Origin of the sequence: Pseudomonas mangiferae, assembly GCF_007109405.1 — a bacterium.
GTDB classification, from domain to species: domain Bacteria; phylum Pseudomonadota; class Gammaproteobacteria; order Pseudomonadales; family Pseudomonadaceae; genus Pseudomonas_T; species Pseudomonas_T mangiferae.
Genome location: NZ_VJOY01000005.1, coordinates 234,459 through 250,188 on the forward strand (window position 1 = coordinate 234,459; position 15,730 = coordinate 250,188).

The following is a 15,730-nucleotide window of genomic DNA, read 5'->3' on the forward strand; positions in this document are numbered from 1 at the left end:
CACCCGATCAACATCGTGGGCAAGCAGGCTCGTCGATCAGTCGACTCGACCTTGATGCACCCTGCCGTTCAGCGCTCGGGATGCCCGGCCATCGCGCTGATGGATGCGTCACTGCGCGCCCCCAGGACTTTCCGTTTCCGTTAAGGACAATGACATGAACCCTGCCGCCTCCCTCACCCTGGCCGTGACGCTGGGCCTTTCCTCTGCCGCTGGCGCGGTCGAGCTGTCTGCCAGCGGTGCCGGCCAGGTGCTGATCTACCCGCTCTATAGCGTGGAATCGGGCAACGACACGGCCATCCACGTGACCAATGCGAGCATGACGCCCACCGTGGCCAAGGTCCGTATCCTCGAGGGGCTGGAGGGGCGCGTCGTCCACAGCTTCAACCTCTACCTGGGCAGCCATGACGTGTGGACGGGCGTACTGACCCGCAGCGACAGCGGCGCTCGGCTGGTCAGTGCCGATAGCAGCTGCACGTTGCCGCAGCTGCCAGCCGAGGGCGTGGAGTTGGCCGGCGCTACCGATCCGGGCCTGGCGGCACGCGCCCGGGTCGGCAGCATTGAAGTCATCGGGATGGCAGGAAACTGGGCAAGCGTGCCGAGTCTGCCCCCGCAGATGGGAAGCGCCCCAATCATGGGCATCCCGTGCGACGCGCTTCGCGATGCTTTTGGCGAAGGGGGCGTTTGGGCTCAGGACAGCAATGCCGGGCTCTATCCCCCTGCCAACGGGCTTTCCGGTAGCGTGACCCTCACCAACGTGATGAACGGCCACCAGATTGCACTGGATGCCACTGCACTGCTGGATTTCAGCCAGAACGCCCGCCAGACCCGACCAGAAAACCCCGAACCCACCCTGGGCCAGAGCGAAACGACCTACGCGGCGATGCGCGACGCGGTGCTGCCCTTCCGCAATGGTACCGAAGCCGTCACGGCGCTGCTGACCCACCAGAGCGGCGATGGCGACTACGCCTATGGCGCCGGGCTCAATGCCGAAACCGACTGGGTCATCACGTTTCCTACCAAGGCTTACTTGAACGCGGTCCCTGACGCCTCGCTGCACTCGCCGTTCTCCGTGACGCCCGGCCCGGCGGGAACCACCTGTGAAGCAACCCAGCCCTGGTACCAGTCGCGTGAAGCACTGCTTTCTGCCGACCACACAATCGACCTGTGTGGCATCACCAATGTCATTGGAATCGGAACCAGCAATATCCTCGGGGGCCAGTACGTCCGCACGCAGTTGGCAGTACCCCTGTATTCAGCAGGATGGATGAGCTTGTGGTTCTGGCCACCAGGAAGCGGGATCATGGCCCCCCCCTCTCCGCTTCGAAATCTCACCGTGTCTTCTGGATCAGCGCCTTTCAGCCTTCAAGGCCTGGGGATGATCGGGTTCTCCATCATCCGCATCCAGAACGGAGACGTCGATGGGCTGCTCTCCAATTATGTCAGCGTCAAGCGCCTGACCTCACCCGCAGGCCATTGATGCCTATCAGCCCACCCATAGTGATGCGCCGGTCTTCGAAAGGGTTTCGTTGGGCAAGGCCGCCTGTGCCGATGCCATGGGCTTTCCCTTTTCAGGACGGGCTTATTGCATATCGCCCGACGCCGAGCAGGGCGGACCGTTTGCTTCACTTCATAAGGATGAATGACATGAAGGGTGTTTCCTTCTTCGCGCTGGCTCTGGGCCTGAGCGCAGGCTGCGCTGCCAATGCGGTCGAACTGGCGGTCAATGGCCAGGGGCAGGTCCTGATCTATCCCCTCTACAGCGTCGAGTCGGGCAACGATACAGCGATTCACCTCACCAACACCGCCAGTCGCCCCGTCACGGCAAAGGTGCGGATCCTCGAGGGGCTGAATGGCCAGGTGGTGCACAGCTTCAACCTTTACCTGAACGAATACGACACCTGGACCGGCGTGCTCGTCCGCAGCGAGACCGGGGCCCGGCTGGTCAGCGCGGACGCCAGCTGTACGGTCCCCTCGCTGCCCGCAGAGGGTGTGGAGCTGGGGGCTGGCGATCCCGAGCTGGCGGCGCGCAGTCGAGTGGGCACCCTCGAGGTCATCGAGACAGGCGTCTACATGGCTCCGGCCTCGCAGAGTGAGGAGTTTGCACTCATGCAGCTGTTCTATGGCTATCCCGCCGATTGCGGTCGCTTCAGCGCTGCGTTCGCCGAAGGCGGCGTCTGGGCCCAGAACAGCAAGGCCGGGCTTGCCCCTCCCGAAGGCCAGCTGTTCGGCAGCGTGACCATGACCAACGTGATGAACGGCGAGCAGATCGCCCTGGACGCCACGGCGCTGCTGGACTTCAGCCAGCACGCCCGCCAGACCCGTCCGGAAGACCCCGAGCCCACCCTGGCCCAGAGCGAAACGGTGTTCGCGAAGATGCGTGGGACGTCGGTGTCCTTCCGCAATGGGGCCGAAGCGGTCACGGCCCTGCTGACCCGCCGAAGCGCCGACGGCGAATTCGCCTACGGAGCCGGGCTCAACGCCGAAACCGAGTGGGCCGTCACGTTTCCCACCAAGGCTTACCTCAACGCCGACCCGGAGGCGAGCCGGTATTCCCCTTACTACAACCCACTCGTCATTGACGGGCGTCGGTGCGAAGGGTTCTACAGCCCTTACCGAAATCGTGACGGCTCGTCACGATTTGAATGGGCGTGGGCTAACCTCTGTGCGATTACCAACATCGTTGGGTTTGGCGACAGCGACATACTCGGTGGTCGATACGTCCGTACGCAGTTGCAAGCACCCGATAGCGATACCGGCTGGGTAAGCTTCGACCTTGAGGATGCTGGGGGTACCATGGGCCCGCCGAACCAGTACCGGAACCTCGCCGCCTTCCCTGGACCGGCGCCCTTCAACCTCAGAGGGGTGGGCATGATCGGGTTCTCCGTCATCCGCATCCAGAACGGCGATGTGGGGGGCCTGCTGTCCAACTACGTGAGCGTCAAGCGCCTCACGTCACTGGCCGACCCGGAATAGGCCGGCGGCCGCTCAGCCCAGCAGGCTCTCCATGGTGCGTTTGAGGGTCTCCATGGAGAACGGCTTGCCGAGCACGGTGGCCTTGTCCAGCACATCGCTGCCGGTCTCGAAGATTTCCGTGGCGTAGCCGCTGATGAAGATGACGTTGAGGTTAGGGCGCAGCTTGAGGGCGGGTTCGGCGATCTTCACCCCGGACACGCCGCCGGGCAGACGGTAGTCGCTGATCAGCAGGTCCAGGTGCGGGCGCCCGGACAGGATAAGGAAGGCGGCGTCCGCCGAGTCGGCCTCCAGCACCTGGTAGCCTTCGCCGGTCAGGTAATCCACCAGCAGCATGAGGATCGCCGGCTCGTCCTCGACCACCAGTACCGTCTTGTTCACTGCGTTTTCCATGGTTCAGCATCCGATTGAGCGGCCTGGCGCGGCCGGCGACCTGGGCGGAAGCCGGGCAGGTCGCGGATTTCGACCGTGCCGGCCGGGCAAGTTTCCAGGGGCGCGACGAAGCGCCCCAACGGTCGGCCCTCAGGCCGGGGCGGCGTCCCCGGTCCCCAGGGGCAGCACCACGCTGAACAGCGAGCCTTCGCCCGGAGTGCTCTGCACCTCGATGCGGCCGCCATGGGCCTTGACGATCTGCTCCGAGATGTAAAGCCCCAGCCCGAGGCCGGCCACCGCCTCCGTGCCCACCCCGCGCTCGAACTGCTGGAAGATCCGTTGCTGGTTCTCCGGCGAGATACCGATCCCACGGTCGCGCACGTCGATGCGCCCCCCTTCTTCCACCGGGTAGGCACGCACCTCGATAGGCTTCTTCTCGCCGTAGCGCAGGGCGTTGGTCAGCAGGTTGGCCAGCACCTGCTCGATGCGGAACTCGTCCCAGACGCCGACGATGGGCGTCTCGGCCGACACGGACATGCTGTACTCGGCGGTCACCAGCTGGTGGGAGAAGCTTTCCACCACCTGCTGCACCAGCCGGCTCAGGTCGAAGCGCTTGGGCCGGATCGACAGCTTGCCGGTGCGGATGCGCGAGACGTCCAGCATGTCTTCGATAAGGCGGATCAGGCTCTGCAGTTGGCGTTCGTCCCGGGCGAACATGGCGCTCAGCTTGTCCAAGGTGAAGGCTTCGGCATTGGCCCGCTCCAGCTGCATCTTGCGCAGCTGGGTATCGAGGATCAGCCCATTGAGGGGCGTGCGCACCTCGTGGGAGACCATGGACATGAAGTCGTCGCGCATGCGCAGGGAGCGCTGCAGCTCCTCCTGGGTGGCGCGTAGCTCGGCGAGCAGGGTCTCCTGCTCCTGGCGGCTGCGCTCCAGCGCCTCCACCTGGCGCATCATCACCTTGCGCTGGCGGTAGAGGTCGACGAAGACGTTGACCTTGCTCTTCACCGCGTGCATGTCCAGGGGCTTCTGCAGGAAGTCCACCGCGCCGCTCTCGTAGCCCTTGAAGGCATAGTTGAGCTCGCGGCCGGCGGCGCTGACGAAGACGATGGGGATGTGCTTGGTCTTCTCCGTGCCACGCATCAGCTCGGCCAGTTCGAAGCCGTTCATGCCGGGCATCTGCACATCGAGTATCGCCAGGGCGAACTCATGCTCCAGCAGCAGCGCCAGCGCCTCGTCGGCGGACTGGGCCTTGAACACCTCGCGCCCTTCGCCCTTGATCAACGCCTCCAGGGCCAGCAGGTTCTCCGGCAGATCGTCGACGATCAGCAGTTTGCTTTCGGTTGCGCTCAGCATGGGGCAGCATCCAGTTGGGCCAGCACGGACGGCATGGCGCGCAGGGGAAGAATGAAGTCGGGGCGGTGCCGCGCCAGGGCGGCCTGGGGCATGGTGGGCACCTGGGCGTCCGCCGGGTCCTGGACCAGGGTCAGGCCGCCGCGGCGCTTGATCCAGGCCAGGCCCGCGGCGCCGTCGTCGTTGGCGCCGGTGAGCAGCAACCCGGCCAGGGCTTCCCCGTACACGTCCGCGGCGGACTCGAAGAGGAAGTCGATGGAGGGCCGCGAAAAGTGGAACGGCTCTTCCCGGCTGAAGGAGAAACTGTGGTCCTGCTCGATGGAGAGGTGGTAGCCAGGCGCGGCGAAGTACAGCACCCCCGGGCTCAGGGTCTCCTTGTCCTCGGCTTCCTTCACCCGCAGCGCCACCCGCGCCTGGAACACCTCGGCGAGGCGGCTGTGGCGCTCCTCCGGCAAGTGCAGCACCACCACCACCGGCAGCCGATAGCTCGCCGGCAGGGTGGCGAACAGCTCCAGCATGGCCTGTACGCCGCCGGCGGAGGCGCCTACCACCAGCGCGTCGAAGCGACGGTCTGCCAGGCGGGGCGCGGGATCGAGGAACGAGCCGTTCATAGCTTGCGGAAGATCCGTTCCTGGCGCTGCACGGCCTCGAAACGCTGGGCGTAGTTGGAGAAGTCCAGGCTCTCCTTGCTGCCCAGGCCGAGAAAACCCCGGTGGCAGAGCGATTCGTGGAACAGGCCGAAGGCCCGGTTCTGCAGCTTCTTGTTGAAGTAGATGAGCACGTTGCGGCAGGAGATCAGGTGGGTCTCGGCGAACACGCTGTCGGTGGCGAGGCTGTGGTCGGCGAAGGTCATCCGCTCCCGCAGGGCCTTGTCGAACAGGGCGCCGTCGTAGGCGGCGATGTAATAGTCGGAGAGGGACTGGCGGCCGCCGGCCTTCTGGTAGTTCTCGGTGTAGCCGCGGATGTTGTCCAGGGAGAAGATGCCCTGCCGGGCCTTCTCCAGGGAATGCGGGTTGATGTCGGTGGCGTAGAGGATGCTGCGGTCCAGCAGGCCCTCCTCCTTGAGCAGGATCGCCATGGAGTACACCTCTTCCCCGGTGCTGCAGCCGGCGATCCAGATCTTCAGCGACGGGTAGGTGCGCAGTACCGGTATCACCTGCTGGCGCAGGGCGAGGAAGTACGACGGGTCGCGGAACATTTCGCTCACCGGGATGGTGAGGTACTGCAGCAGCTGCATGAACGCCTGGGGCTCGTGGATCACCCGCTCCTGCAGGGCCGAGATGGTCTTGCAGTCGAACTGGGTCAGGGCGTGCAACACCCGGCGCTTCAGGGACGCGCCGGAGTAGTCGCGGAAATCGTAGCTGTACTTGAGGTAGATAGCCTCGATCAGCAGGCGCAGCTCGATTTCGATGTCACGATCGGGCATGTCAGATCCGTTCCAGTTTGGGCATCCAGACGCGGATCAGGGAGAACAGACGATCCAGGTCTATCGGCTTGGCCAGGTAGTCGTTGGCGCCGGCCTGCAGGCAGCGCTCCTGGTCGTCCTTCATCGCCTTGGCGGTGACCGCGATGATCGGCAGCTTGCGCCAGCGCGGGTCCTTGCGGATTTCCATGGTGGCCTGGTAGCCGTCCATTTCCGGCATCATCACGTCCATCAGCACCAGGTCGATGTCGGCCACCTCGTTGAGCTTGTCGATGGCCTCCAGGCCATTGCGCGCCACTTCCACCTCGGCGCCCTTCTGCTCCAGGGCGCTGGTGAGGGCGAAGATGTTGCGCACGTCGTCGTCCACCAGCAGGATGCGCCGCCCTTCGAAGACCTTGTCGCGGCTGCGGGCGGTCTTGAGCATGCGCTGGCGGTCGCTGGAGAGTTCCGCCTCCACCTTGTGGAGGAACAGGGTGACCTCGTCCAGCAACCGCTCCGGCGACCGGGCGCCCTTGATGATGATGGAGCGGGAATACTTCATCAGCTCCGCCTCCTCGTCCCGGGACAGGTTGCGCCCGGTGTAGACGATCACCGGCGGGAACGAGCAGATTTCCTCGCTGGCCATGCGCTTGAGCAGTTCGTTGCCCTGCATGTCCGGCAGTTTCAGGTCGATGATCATGCAGTCGAAGATGGTGGTGTGAAGCTTCTCCAGGGCCTCGCTGCCCAGCTCCACCGCGGTGATCTCGATGTCCTCGTCGCCGATCAGACGGGCGATGCTGTCGCGCTGGCGGGCGTCGTCCTCCACCAGCAGGATGTGCTTGACCTTCTGGTCCAGCTTGGCCTCCAGCTTGCCGAACACTTCCTTGAGCTGTTCGCGGGTGGTGGGTTTCACCGCGTAGCCGATGGCGCCAAGGTGCAGCGCGGCCTCCATGCGGTCCTCCACGGAGATCACGTGGACCGGGATGTGGCGGATCTTCGGGTCTTCCTTGAGCTGCTGCAGCATGGTCAGGCCGGAGCCGTCGGGCAGGCGCATGTCCAGCAGGATCGCGTCCGGGCGGAACTGCCGGGCCAGGCTCATGCCCTCGTCCACCCCGTGGGCCACCAGGCAGTGGTAGCCCAGTTCGTGGGCCAGGTCGAAGAGGATCTTGGCGAACTTCGGCTCGTCCTCGATCACCAGCACCGCGCGGTTGGCGAACGGCGCGCGCTCGCGGTCGTCGGCGAAGCTGGGCAGCGGCGGTCGCTCGGTGGCGGGGAGGCTGACAGCGGGCGCCTCGGCGACGCTGGGCGTCGGCGAGATCGGCAGGCTGGCCAGGGCGGCGGTGGGCAGCGGCGCCGGCGTGGTGTCCAGCAGCGGCTCCTCGTAGGTCTCCGGCAGCAGCAGGGTGAAGGTGCTGCCCTCGCCCGGCCGGCTCTCCACGGTGATGGTGCCGCCCAGCAGGCGGGCCAGGTCGCGGGAGATGGACAGGCCCAGACCGGTGCCGCCGTAACGGCGGTTGGTGGTGCCGTCGGCCTGGCGGAAGGCCTCGAAGATGCTTTCCTGCTGGTCCTGGCGGATGCCGATACCGGTGTCGCGCACGGCGAAGGCGATGCCCTTGGGATGCGGGTTCACGGTCAGCGACACCTCGCCTTTCTCGGTGAACTTCAGGGCGTTGGACAGCAGGTTCTTGAGAATCTGCTCGACCCGCTGGCGGTCGGTGAACAGCACCTTGGGCGCGGCATCCGCCAGGGAGACGCGGAACGCGAGGTGCTTCTGCCCGGCCAGGGGTTCGAAGAGCATCTGCAGCGATTCCACCAGCTTGGAGACCCGGCTGCTCTCCGGCCGCACGTCCAGCTTGCCGGCTTCCACCTTGGAGATGTCGAGGATGTCGTTGATCAGATTGAGCAGATCGTTGCCGGCGGAATAGATGGATTCGGCGAACTTCACCTGCTCGTCGTTCAGGTTGCCGTGGTTGTTGTCCGCCAGCAGCTTGGCGAGGATCAGCGAGCTGTTCAGCGGCGTGCGCAGCTCGTGGGACATGTTGGCGAGGAACTCGGACTTGTAGCGGCTGGCGCGCTGCAGCTCCAGGGCGCGCTGCTCCAGCTGCTCCTGGGCCTCGTTGAGGGCGTTGTTCTTCTGGTTCAGGGTGTCGCGCTGGTTGGACAGCTCCTGGGCCTGCTCCGCCAGCTGCTCGTTGGTCTGCTCCAGCTCGGCCTGCTGGCTCTCCAGGTGGCTCTGGGATTCCTTGAGGATGCGCGACTGTTCTTCCAGTTCCTCGTTGGCGGTCTTGAGCTCTTCCTGCTGAACCTGCAGCTCCTCGTTGAGCTGCTGGGTCTCGGCCAGCACTTCCTGCAGGCGATGACGGTAACGGGCGGCCTCGATGGAGCTGCCGATGTTGCCGGCGATCAGCCGCAAGAACTCGGCGTCGCGCTCGGTTGGCGGGCGCAGGAAGCCCAGCTCCACTACGCCGTTGACCTTGTCCTCGTCGGTGAAGGGCAGCAGCACCACGCTGCGCGGCTCGCCCTCGCCCAGCCCGGAGTTGACCTTCAGGTAGTGGGCCGGCAGCTCGTCCAGCTGGATCAGGCGCTTCTCCTGAGCGGCCTGGCCCACCAGGCCCTCGGCGCTGTAGAAGGACTGGTCGGCCTTCTCCTGGTCACGGGAGAAGCCGTAGGAAGCGATGCGGGCCAGGCCGCCATGGTGCTCGCGCACGTACAGCGCGCCCACCACGCAGTCCAGGTACTGGGCGAGGAACTCCAGCACGTTGCGGCCCAGCTGGCTCATGCCCGGCTGGCCGATCAGCTTTTCCGCCATCTGGGTCTGGCCGCTGCGCAGCCAGGCCTGGTGGTGCAGGACCTTGGCGTGCTGGTCCTGTTGGCGCAACGCGCCGTTGTAGGTCCGCGACAGCGCCATCAGCTCGCGGCGGCCGAAGTAGGCGAGGAAGCCGCCGACCCCGAGGCTGAACAGCAGGTAGAAGCCCACCAGCCAGAACGTGCTGCTGTTAGCGGTGTTGCGCCGCTGGAAGCGCAGCTGTTCCTCGGTGCCGATGAACTGGGCGAATTCGGCGCGGACCTCGTCGGTGATGCGCTTGCCGCGACCGGAGCCGATCACCGGCGCCAGATCCTGCCCCGCGCGACGCATGGCGATCAGCTCGGCGGCCACCGCGTTCCACTGCTTCTGCAGGGCCTCGATGCGCTTGAGGCGGTCGATCTGCTGGGGGTTGTCCGCCACCAGGTCCAGCAGGGTGCGGATCTGCGCATCGAAGCGCGGCACGGCCAACTCGTAGGGATCGAGGAAGCTCTCGGTGCCGGTGATGATGAACCCGCGCATGCCGGTTTCCTGGTCCACCGCCAGCTTGGTGGCCTCGTTGGCATTGCTGATCACCCGGTCGGTGTGCTCGACCCAGTCCAGCACGTTGAGCAGGTAGCCGATGAGGGCGGCGAAGAACACAGCGCTGAGCAGCCCGACACCCAGCGGCAGGGTGACGTTGCGGGCAAGGATACGGCGAAAACTTTGCTCGTCGAGGCTGGTCATCGAAAGGGATTCCGGGCGCGGGTGGTCGGTCGGTTGACGGAAAAGGCGGACAAAGCCCCGGATGGTACTGGCGCCACCGGGAGACTTCAAACGGCCACGCCGTTACTGGGGCGTTCGCGATGCGAGCCTGCAGGCATGGCAACCTGCAATCGACTGCGGCCCCCGAAAAGGGTTCGGACGATTTTCACGCTGCCCGCGAGATCGATGGAATCTTTTCCCGCCCCTCCATTTCTAACCAGCGCCCGAGGGCCCTCGCCGCGTCACCGCACTCGCGTCACCGTAAAACCAGGATGTTTTCGCCATGCCTTACCAGACTCCCTCCGCATCGCCCGCGCCGGGGCCGAGCGAGCCGATCATCGGCCACGGCCCCATGGCCGACCTGATCCGCGGCCGCGACTGGAGCACCAGCCCCCTCGGCCCGATCGGCGACTGGTCGCCGATCCTCAAGGCAATCCTCGGCGTCGGGCTGAATTGCAGCTTTCCCGTGTGCATCTACTGGGGCGAGGATTTCCACCTGCTGTACAACGACGCCTGGAGCGCCATCCCCGGCGACAAGCATCCCTGGGCCCTGGGGCGCCCGGCGCGGGAGGCCTGGTCGGACATCTGGCCGATCATCCAGCCGATGTTCGAGGGCATCATGCGCACCGGGGCGGCGGTACACACCGAGGACGGCATGCTGCCGATGCAACGCCTCGGCTACGTCGAGGAGTGCTACTTCAACTACAACGTCAGCCCCATCCCCGGCGTCGACGGTCGCCCGGTGGGGCTCTACAACACGGTGATCGAGACCACCACCAAGGTCCTCGGCGCGCGCCGCGCCCACCTGCTGGCGACCCTGGCGGAGGCTGGCGCTCAGAGCGAAACGGTGGACGACTTCTGCCAGCGGGCGCAGCCGCTGCTGGCGAGCGCTCCGGCGGACCTGCCGTTCGCCCTGCTCTACCTGGTGGACCCGCGGCAACCCGGCCGCCTGCAACGCGTGGTCGCCAGCGGCCTGCCGGGCGACCACCCCCTGGCACCGGAGATCATCGCGCCGGGCGATGCCTCGTCCTGGCCCCTGGCCGAGACCCAGACCCGCACCGGCCACACCTGCACCGACCTGGCCCAGCGCGCGCCGGGGCTGGTCCTGCCGCCCTGGCCGGAGCCCGTGCACAGCGTGCAGATCCAGCCGCTCCACGAAGCCCGGGGTGGCGCCACGCCCATGGGCTACCTGGTGGCCGGCGTCAGCCCTCGGCGCGCCCTGGACGGCGCCTACCGGACCTTCCTCGCCAGCCTCGCCGACAGCCTGGCCCTGGGCGTCGTTCAGGCCCGTGCCCAGGAGGACAGCCGCCTGCGCACCGCCGCCCTGGAACAGCGCATCGAATTGCGCACCCAGGAACGCGACCGCCTGTGGAGCCTCAGCCAGGACCTGTTGTGCGTGGCCAGTCCGGAGGGCGTGCTGCTGAGCATCAACCCGGCCTGGGAAGACACCCTCGGCTGGAGCGAGGCCGAACTGGTGGGGCGCACCGTGCACTGGCTGGTGCACCCCGACGACCTGGAGCGCACCGAGCGCGAGCGCCGCAGCCTCGCCGAGGGCGTGCGCACCCGGCCCTTTGAGAACCGCCTGCGCGACAAGCACGGCCAGTACCGCTGGCTGGCCTGGCGCAGCACGCCGGGCGACCGCTACATCTACAGCAACGCCCGCGACGTCAGCGAGGAAAAGCGCACCCAGGACGCCCTCAAGCACGCCGAGGAAGTGCTGAACCAGGCCCAGAATATGGAAGCCCTCGGCCAGTTGACCGGAGGCATCGCCCACGACTTCAACAACCTGCTGGCCGGGGTCATCGGCAGCCTGGAACTGATCCGTCGCAAGCTGCCGCCGGCCGCCCGCGCCGACGTGGAGCGGCTGCTGGACGCGGCCAGCGTATCGGCCAACCGGGGCGCCGCGCTGACCCACAACCTGGTGGCCTTCGCCCGCCGCCAGACCCTGGCGCTGGCCACGGTGGACCTGAACGAGCTGGTCCGCACTCAGGAGGACGGCCTGCGCCGCCTGCTCGGGCCGCGCACCGCCCTGGTCACCCGGCTGGCCGCCGACCTGTGGCCGACCCGCAGCGACCCGCACCAGTTGCTGCGGGTACTACAACACCTGATCGAGAACGCCCGGGACGCCATGCCCGGCGGCGGCCGTCTGCTGCTGGAAACCGCCAACCTGAGGGTGCCCCAAGATGCCCCGCCCCAGGAGGACGCACCGCCCCCGGGCGATTACGTCCTGTGCAAAGTGTGCGACAGTGGCAGCGGCATGAGCGCCGACACCCTCGCCCACGCCTTCGAGCCGTTCTTCACCACCAAGACCATCGGCCAAGGCACCGGCCTGGGGCTGTCCATGGTCCACGGTTTCGTCAAGCAGACCGGCGGACACATCCGTATCCATAGCGAAGCGGGCCAGGGAACCCGCGTCGCCCTCTACCTGCCCAGGGACACCACCATGCAAGAACGCAACGACACACCCGACAGCGCCCCCGCCGCCGACGGCTCGGTCAAGACCATCCTGGTGGTGGAGGATGCCGACATCGTGCGCATGCTCACCGTCGAGGTCCTGGAAGACCTCGGCTACACCGTGCTGCAGGCGGCCGACGCCCAGGAAGCCCTGCCGATCCTTCAGGGCCCGCAACCTCTGGACCTGTTGATGACCGACATCGGCCTGCCGGGCATGAACGGCCAGCAACTGGCCCAGGCCGCACGCCAGGCGCGCCCGGACCTTCCGGTGCTGTTCGCCAGCGGCTACGCGGAGATCGCCGACATCGACGGGCAACTGCTCACCGGCGGCATGGAGATGATCGCCAAGCCGTTCAGCATCGACCTGCTGCGGGAGAAGGTCAGCGGCATGCTGGCCTGACCGCGGAGGGCCGCCGGCGCGCCGCCGAGGCGGCCCCGGCATGGCCCGGGAACGGCGTCAAACGGGCGTTCTTGTGGTTACGCGACAGCGCGCTGCGCCGATGCGACACATTGCCATCACGGTCCGCGCCGGCCGCCGCGGTGCGCTTGGCGCCCCACAGAACGCTGTGCTAGGTTGCCCTCGCCAGGACGGCCACGAAGCAGACGGAGCGCATTCGAATAATAAGAGGTATCCCCATGGCCGAGGCCACGCCCGCGCTGGAAATCCGCAACCTGCACAAACGCTACGGCGACCTCGAAGTGCTCAAGGGCATCTCCCTCACCGCCCGCGACGGCGACGTCATTTCCATCCTCGGCTCCTCCGGCTCCGGCAAATCCACCTTCCTGCGCTGCATCAACCTGCTGGAGAACCCGCACCAGGGCCAGATCATCGTGGCCGGCGAGGAACTCAAGCTCAAGGCGGCGAAGGACGGCGAGCTGGTCGCCCGGGACAACCGCCAGATCAATCGCCTGCGCAGCGAGATCGGCTTCGTCTTCCAGAACTTCAACCTCTGGCCCCACATGACGGTGCTGGACAACATCATCGAGGCGCCGCGCCGGGTGCACGGCCAGAGCCGCGCCGAGGCCACCGAAATCGCCGAGGCGCTGCTGGCCAAGGTCGGCATCGCCGACAAGCGCCACGCCTACCCCGCCCACCTCTCCGGTGGCCAGCAGCAACGCGCGGCCATCGCCCGCACCCTGGCCATGCGCCCCAAGGTGATCCTGTTCGACGAGCCGACTTCGGCCCTCGACCCGGAAATGGTACAAGAAGTGCTTAACGTGATCCGCGCACTCGCCGAGGAAGGGCGCACCATGCTGCTGGTCACCCATGAACTGAATTTCGCCCGCCAGGTATCCAGCGAAGTGGTGTTCCTGCACCAGGGCCTGGTGGAAGAACAGGGAACGCCCGAGCAGGTGTTCGAGAACCCGCGATCGGCGCGCTGCAAACAATTCATGTCCAGCAATCGCTAACGGAGCATCAATCCCATGAAGAACTACAAGAAGATCCTGCTGGCCGCGGCCGCTTCCCTGGCGTTCGGCTCGTCCGCCTTCGCCGACACCCTGAAGATCGGCACCGAAGGCGCCTACCCGCCCTTCAACCTGATCGACGCCAGCGGCCAGGCCGGTGGCTTCGACGTGGAGATCGCCAAGGCCCTGTGCGCCAAGATGAAGACCGAGTGCGAGGTGGTCACCTCCGACTGGGACGGCATCATCCCGGCCCTCAACGCGAAGAAATTCGACTTCATCGCCGCCTCCATGTCGGTGACCGAGGAGCGCAAGCAGGCGGTGGACTTCACCGACGCCTACTACACCAACAAGCTGCAGTTCATCGCGCCCAAGGCCAGTGACTTCAAGACCGACAAGGACAGCCTCAAAGGCAAGGTGATCGGCGCCCAGCGGGCCACCATCGCCGGCACCTGGCTGGAAGACAACATGGACGGCGTGGTGGACATCAAGCTCTACGACACCCAGGAAAACGCCTACCTCGACCTCGCCTCGGGCCGCGTCGACGGCGTACTGGCGGACAAGTTCGTCAACTGGGAATGGCTCAAGAGCCCGGCCGGCAAGGACTTCGAATTCAAGGGCGACCCGGTGTTCGACAACGACAAGATCGCCATCGCAGTGCGCAAGGGCGACCCGCTGCGGGAGAAGCTGAACACCGCGCTCAAGGACATCATCGCCGACGGCACCTACAAGAAAATCAACGACAAGTACTTCCCGTTCAACATCTATTGATGTAGTCGCGGTCGTAGTCCGGCCGGCGCCCCACGGCGCCGGCTTTCCCCCCGCATGCCTGCAGTAGCCCACAGATGACGTTCGATCTCCACGGATTCGGCCCCGCCCTGGCCGCCGGGACGCTCATGACCATCAAGCTCGCGCTGTCCGCGCTGAGCCTGGGTCTAGTGCTCGGCCTGCTCGGCGCGCTGGCCAAGACCTCCGCCGCCAAGCCGCTGCAATGGCTCGGCGGCCTGTATTCCACCCTGGTCCGCGGCGTGCCCGAGTTGCTCTGGGTGCTGCTGATCTACTTCGGCACGGTCAATCTGATGCGCAGCCTGGGCGAGGCCATCGGTTATCCGCAGCTGGAACTGAGTGCCTTCGCCGCCGGCACCATCGCCCTCGGCCTGTGCTTCGGCGCCTACGCCACCGAGGTGTTCCGAGGCGCGATCCTGGCGATTCCCAAGGGCCACCGCGAGGCCGGCCAGGCGCTCGGGCTGTCGCGCCCGCGCATCCTCTGGCGGATCATCTTGCCGCAGATGTGGCGCATCGCCCTGCCCGGCCTGGGCAACCTGTTCATGATCCTGATGAAGGACACCGCGCTGGTCTCGGTGATCGGCCTGGAAGAGATCATGCGCCGCTCGCAGATCGCCGTGACGGCCAGCAAGGAGCCGTTCACCTTCTACATGGTCGCCGCCTTCATCTACCTCGGCCTGACCGTGGTCGCCATGACCGGCATGTACTTCCTCGAGCGCCGCGCCGCCCGCGGTTTCATCAGGAGCGCCGCATGAACTGGGACGTCATCATCAAGTGGCTGCCGAAGCTGGCGGACGGCGCGCTGCTCACCCTGGAGCTGGTGGCCATCGCGGTGGTCGCCGGGCTGATCCTGGCGATCCCCATGGGCATCGCCCGCAGCTCGCGCAACTGGTACGTGCGCGCCGTGCCATACGCCTACATCTTCTTCTTCCGCGGCACCCCGCTGCTGGTGCAGCTGTTCCTGGTCTACTACGGCCTGGCGCAGTTCGACGCGGTGCGCAAGGGCATGCTCTGGCCCTACCTGCGCAACCCGTTCTGGTGCGCGGTCATCACCATGACCCTGCACACCGCCGCCTACATCGCGGAAATCCTGCGCGGCGCGATCCAGGCCATTCCCCGTGGCGAGATCGAGGCGGCCCGGGCGCTGGGCATGTCCCGCAGCCAGGCGCTGTTCTTCATCATCCTGCCGCGGGCCGCGCGCATCGGCCTGCCGGCCTACAGCAACGAAGTGATCCTGATGCTCAAGGCCAGCGCCCTGGCCAGCACCATCACCCTGCTGGAGCTGACCGGCATGGCGCGCACCATCATCGCCCGTACCTACCTGCCGGTGGAGATCTTCTTCGCCGCCGGGCTGTTCTACCTGGCGATCTCCTACGGGCTGGTCCGCGCCTTCAAGCTCCTCGAGCGCTGGCTGCGGGTCGACGCCAGTCAGGGACGCTGAG

12 protein-coding genes are annotated in these 15,730 nt (G+C 66.4%); 7 read left to right on the forward strand and 5 right to left on the reverse strand.

The annotated features are described in order from the left end of the window. Positions 1-154 precede the first annotated feature (154 nt). The gene (locus FM069_RS09120; protein ID WP_143487986.1) at positions 155-1,477 is read left to right on the forward strand and encodes a hypothetical protein; all 1,323 of its coding nucleotides are present in this window, start codon (positions 155-157) and stop codon (positions 1,475-1,477) included. 167 nt (positions 1,478-1,644) lie between these two features. Continuing rightward, entirely contained in the window at positions 1,645-2,973 is a 1,329-nt protein-coding gene (locus FM069_RS09125; protein WP_143487988.1) for a hypothetical protein, read from the forward strand. Between the two features lie 12 nt (positions 2,974-2,985). On the opposite strand, the gene FM069_RS09130 is transcribed toward FM069_RS09125, so the two are convergent. The 5 genes from FM069_RS09130 to FM069_RS09150 all read right to left on the reverse strand — a co-directional run bounded on the left by FM069_RS09130 (position 2,986) and on the right by FM069_RS09150 (position 9,626). Continuing rightward, entirely contained in the window at positions 2,986-3,363 is a 378-nt protein-coding gene (locus FM069_RS09130; RefSeq protein WP_143487990.1) for a response regulator, read from the reverse strand. Between the two features lie 129 nt (positions 3,364-3,492). After that, the gene (locus FM069_RS09135) at positions 3,493-4,698 is read right to left on the reverse strand and encodes a hybrid sensor histidine kinase/response regulator (protein WP_143487991.1); all 1,206 of its coding nucleotides are present in this window, start codon (positions 4,696-4,698) and stop codon (positions 3,493-3,495) included. Then, positions 4,692-5,306: a chemotaxis protein CheB gene (locus FM069_RS09140; RefSeq protein ID WP_143487993.1), complete on the reverse strand. Its 615-nt coding sequence runs from the start codon at positions 5,304-5,306 to the stop codon at positions 4,692-4,694. Before FM069_RS09140 ends, FM069_RS09135 begins: the two co-directional genes overlap by 7 nt. Further along, positions 5,303-6,121, reverse strand: a complete 819-nt coding sequence (locus FM069_RS09145) for a CheR family methyltransferase (protein WP_143487994.1) — start codon at positions 6,119-6,121, stop codon at positions 5,303-5,305. Before FM069_RS09145 ends, FM069_RS09140 begins: the two co-directional genes overlap by 4 nt. Before the next feature lies 1 nt (position 6,122). Further along, entirely contained in the window at positions 6,123-9,626 is a 3,504-nt protein-coding gene (locus tag FM069_RS09150) for a response regulator (RefSeq protein WP_143487995.1), read from the reverse strand. A gap of 301 nt (positions 9,627-9,927) precedes the next feature. Between FM069_RS09150 and FM069_RS09155 the strand changes: the two genes are divergently transcribed. The 5 genes from FM069_RS09155 to FM069_RS09175 all read left to right on the forward strand — a co-directional run bounded on the left by FM069_RS09155 (position 9,928) and on the right by FM069_RS09175 (position 15,729). After that, complete coding sequence (locus tag FM069_RS09155) at positions 9,928-12,498, forward strand: ATP-binding protein (RefSeq protein WP_143487996.1); 2,571 nt, start codon at positions 9,928-9,930, stop codon at positions 12,496-12,498. A gap of 236 nt (positions 12,499-12,734) precedes the next feature. After that, on the forward strand, positions 12,735-13,508 hold the full coding sequence (locus FM069_RS09160; RefSeq protein ID WP_143487997.1) for an ABC transporter ATP-binding protein: 774 nt from the start codon (positions 12,735-12,737) through the stop codon (positions 13,506-13,508). A 15-nt stretch (positions 13,509-13,523) separates the two neighbouring features. Continuing rightward, positions 13,524-14,273 carry an ABC transporter substrate-binding protein gene (locus tag FM069_RS09165; protein WP_143487998.1) on the forward strand — a complete coding sequence of 250 codons (750 nt, stop codon included), beginning with the start codon at positions 13,524-13,526 and terminating at the stop codon, positions 14,271-14,273. Positions 14,274-14,347: 74 nt separating this feature from the next. Then, the gene (locus FM069_RS09170) at positions 14,348-15,043 is read left to right on the forward strand and encodes an ABC transporter permease (protein WP_143487999.1); all 696 of its coding nucleotides are present in this window, start codon (positions 14,348-14,350) and stop codon (positions 15,041-15,043) included. Then, complete coding sequence (locus tag FM069_RS09175) at positions 15,040-15,729, forward strand: ABC transporter permease (protein ID WP_143488000.1); 690 nt, start codon at positions 15,040-15,042, stop codon at positions 15,727-15,729. Before FM069_RS09170 ends, FM069_RS09175 begins: the two co-directional genes overlap by 4 nt. Position 15,730: the final 1 nt, after the last annotated feature.

Coding starts and splice junctions, on each gene's coding strand:
- FM069_RS09140 (WP_143487993.1), bottom strand. CDS start 5,306: ATGAACGGCTCGTTCCTCGATCCCGCGCCCCGCCTGGCAGACCGTCGC.
- FM069_RS09145 (WP_143487994.1), bottom strand. CDS start 6,121: ATGCCCGATCGTGACATCGAAATCGAGCTGCGCCTGCTGATCGAGGCT.
- FM069_RS09125 (WP_143487988.1), top strand. CDS start 1,645: ATGAAGGGTGTTTCCTTCTTCGCGCTGGCTCTGGGCCTGAGCGCAGGC.
- FM069_RS09175 (WP_143488000.1), top strand. CDS start 15,040: ATGAACTGGGACGTCATCATCAAGTGGCTGCCGAAGCTGGCGGACGGC.
- FM069_RS09160 (WP_143487997.1), top strand. CDS start 12,735: ATGGCCGAGGCCACGCCCGCGCTGGAAATCCGCAACCTGCACAAACGC.
- FM069_RS09135 (WP_143487991.1), bottom strand. CDS start 4,698: ATGCTGAGCGCAACCGAAAGCAAACTGCTGATCGTCGACGATCTGCCG.
- FM069_RS09130 (WP_143487990.1), bottom strand. CDS start 3,363: ATGGAAAACGCAGTGAACAAGACGGTACTGGTGGTCGAGGACGAGCCG.
- FM069_RS09165 (WP_143487998.1), top strand. CDS start 13,524: ATGAAGAACTACAAGAAGATCCTGCTGGCCGCGGCCGCTTCCCTGGCG.
- FM069_RS09120 (WP_143487986.1), top strand. CDS start 155: ATGAACCCTGCCGCCTCCCTCACCCTGGCCGTGACGCTGGGCCTTTCC.
- FM069_RS09155 (WP_143487996.1), top strand. CDS start 9,928: ATGCCTTACCAGACTCCCTCCGCATCGCCCGCGCCGGGGCCGAGCGAG.
- FM069_RS09170 (WP_143487999.1), top strand. CDS start 14,348: ATGACGTTCGATCTCCACGGATTCGGCCCCGCCCTGGCCGCCGGGACG.
- FM069_RS09150 (WP_143487995.1), bottom strand. CDS start 9,626: ATGACCAGCCTCGACGAGCAAAGTTTTCGCCGTATCCTTGCCCGCAAC.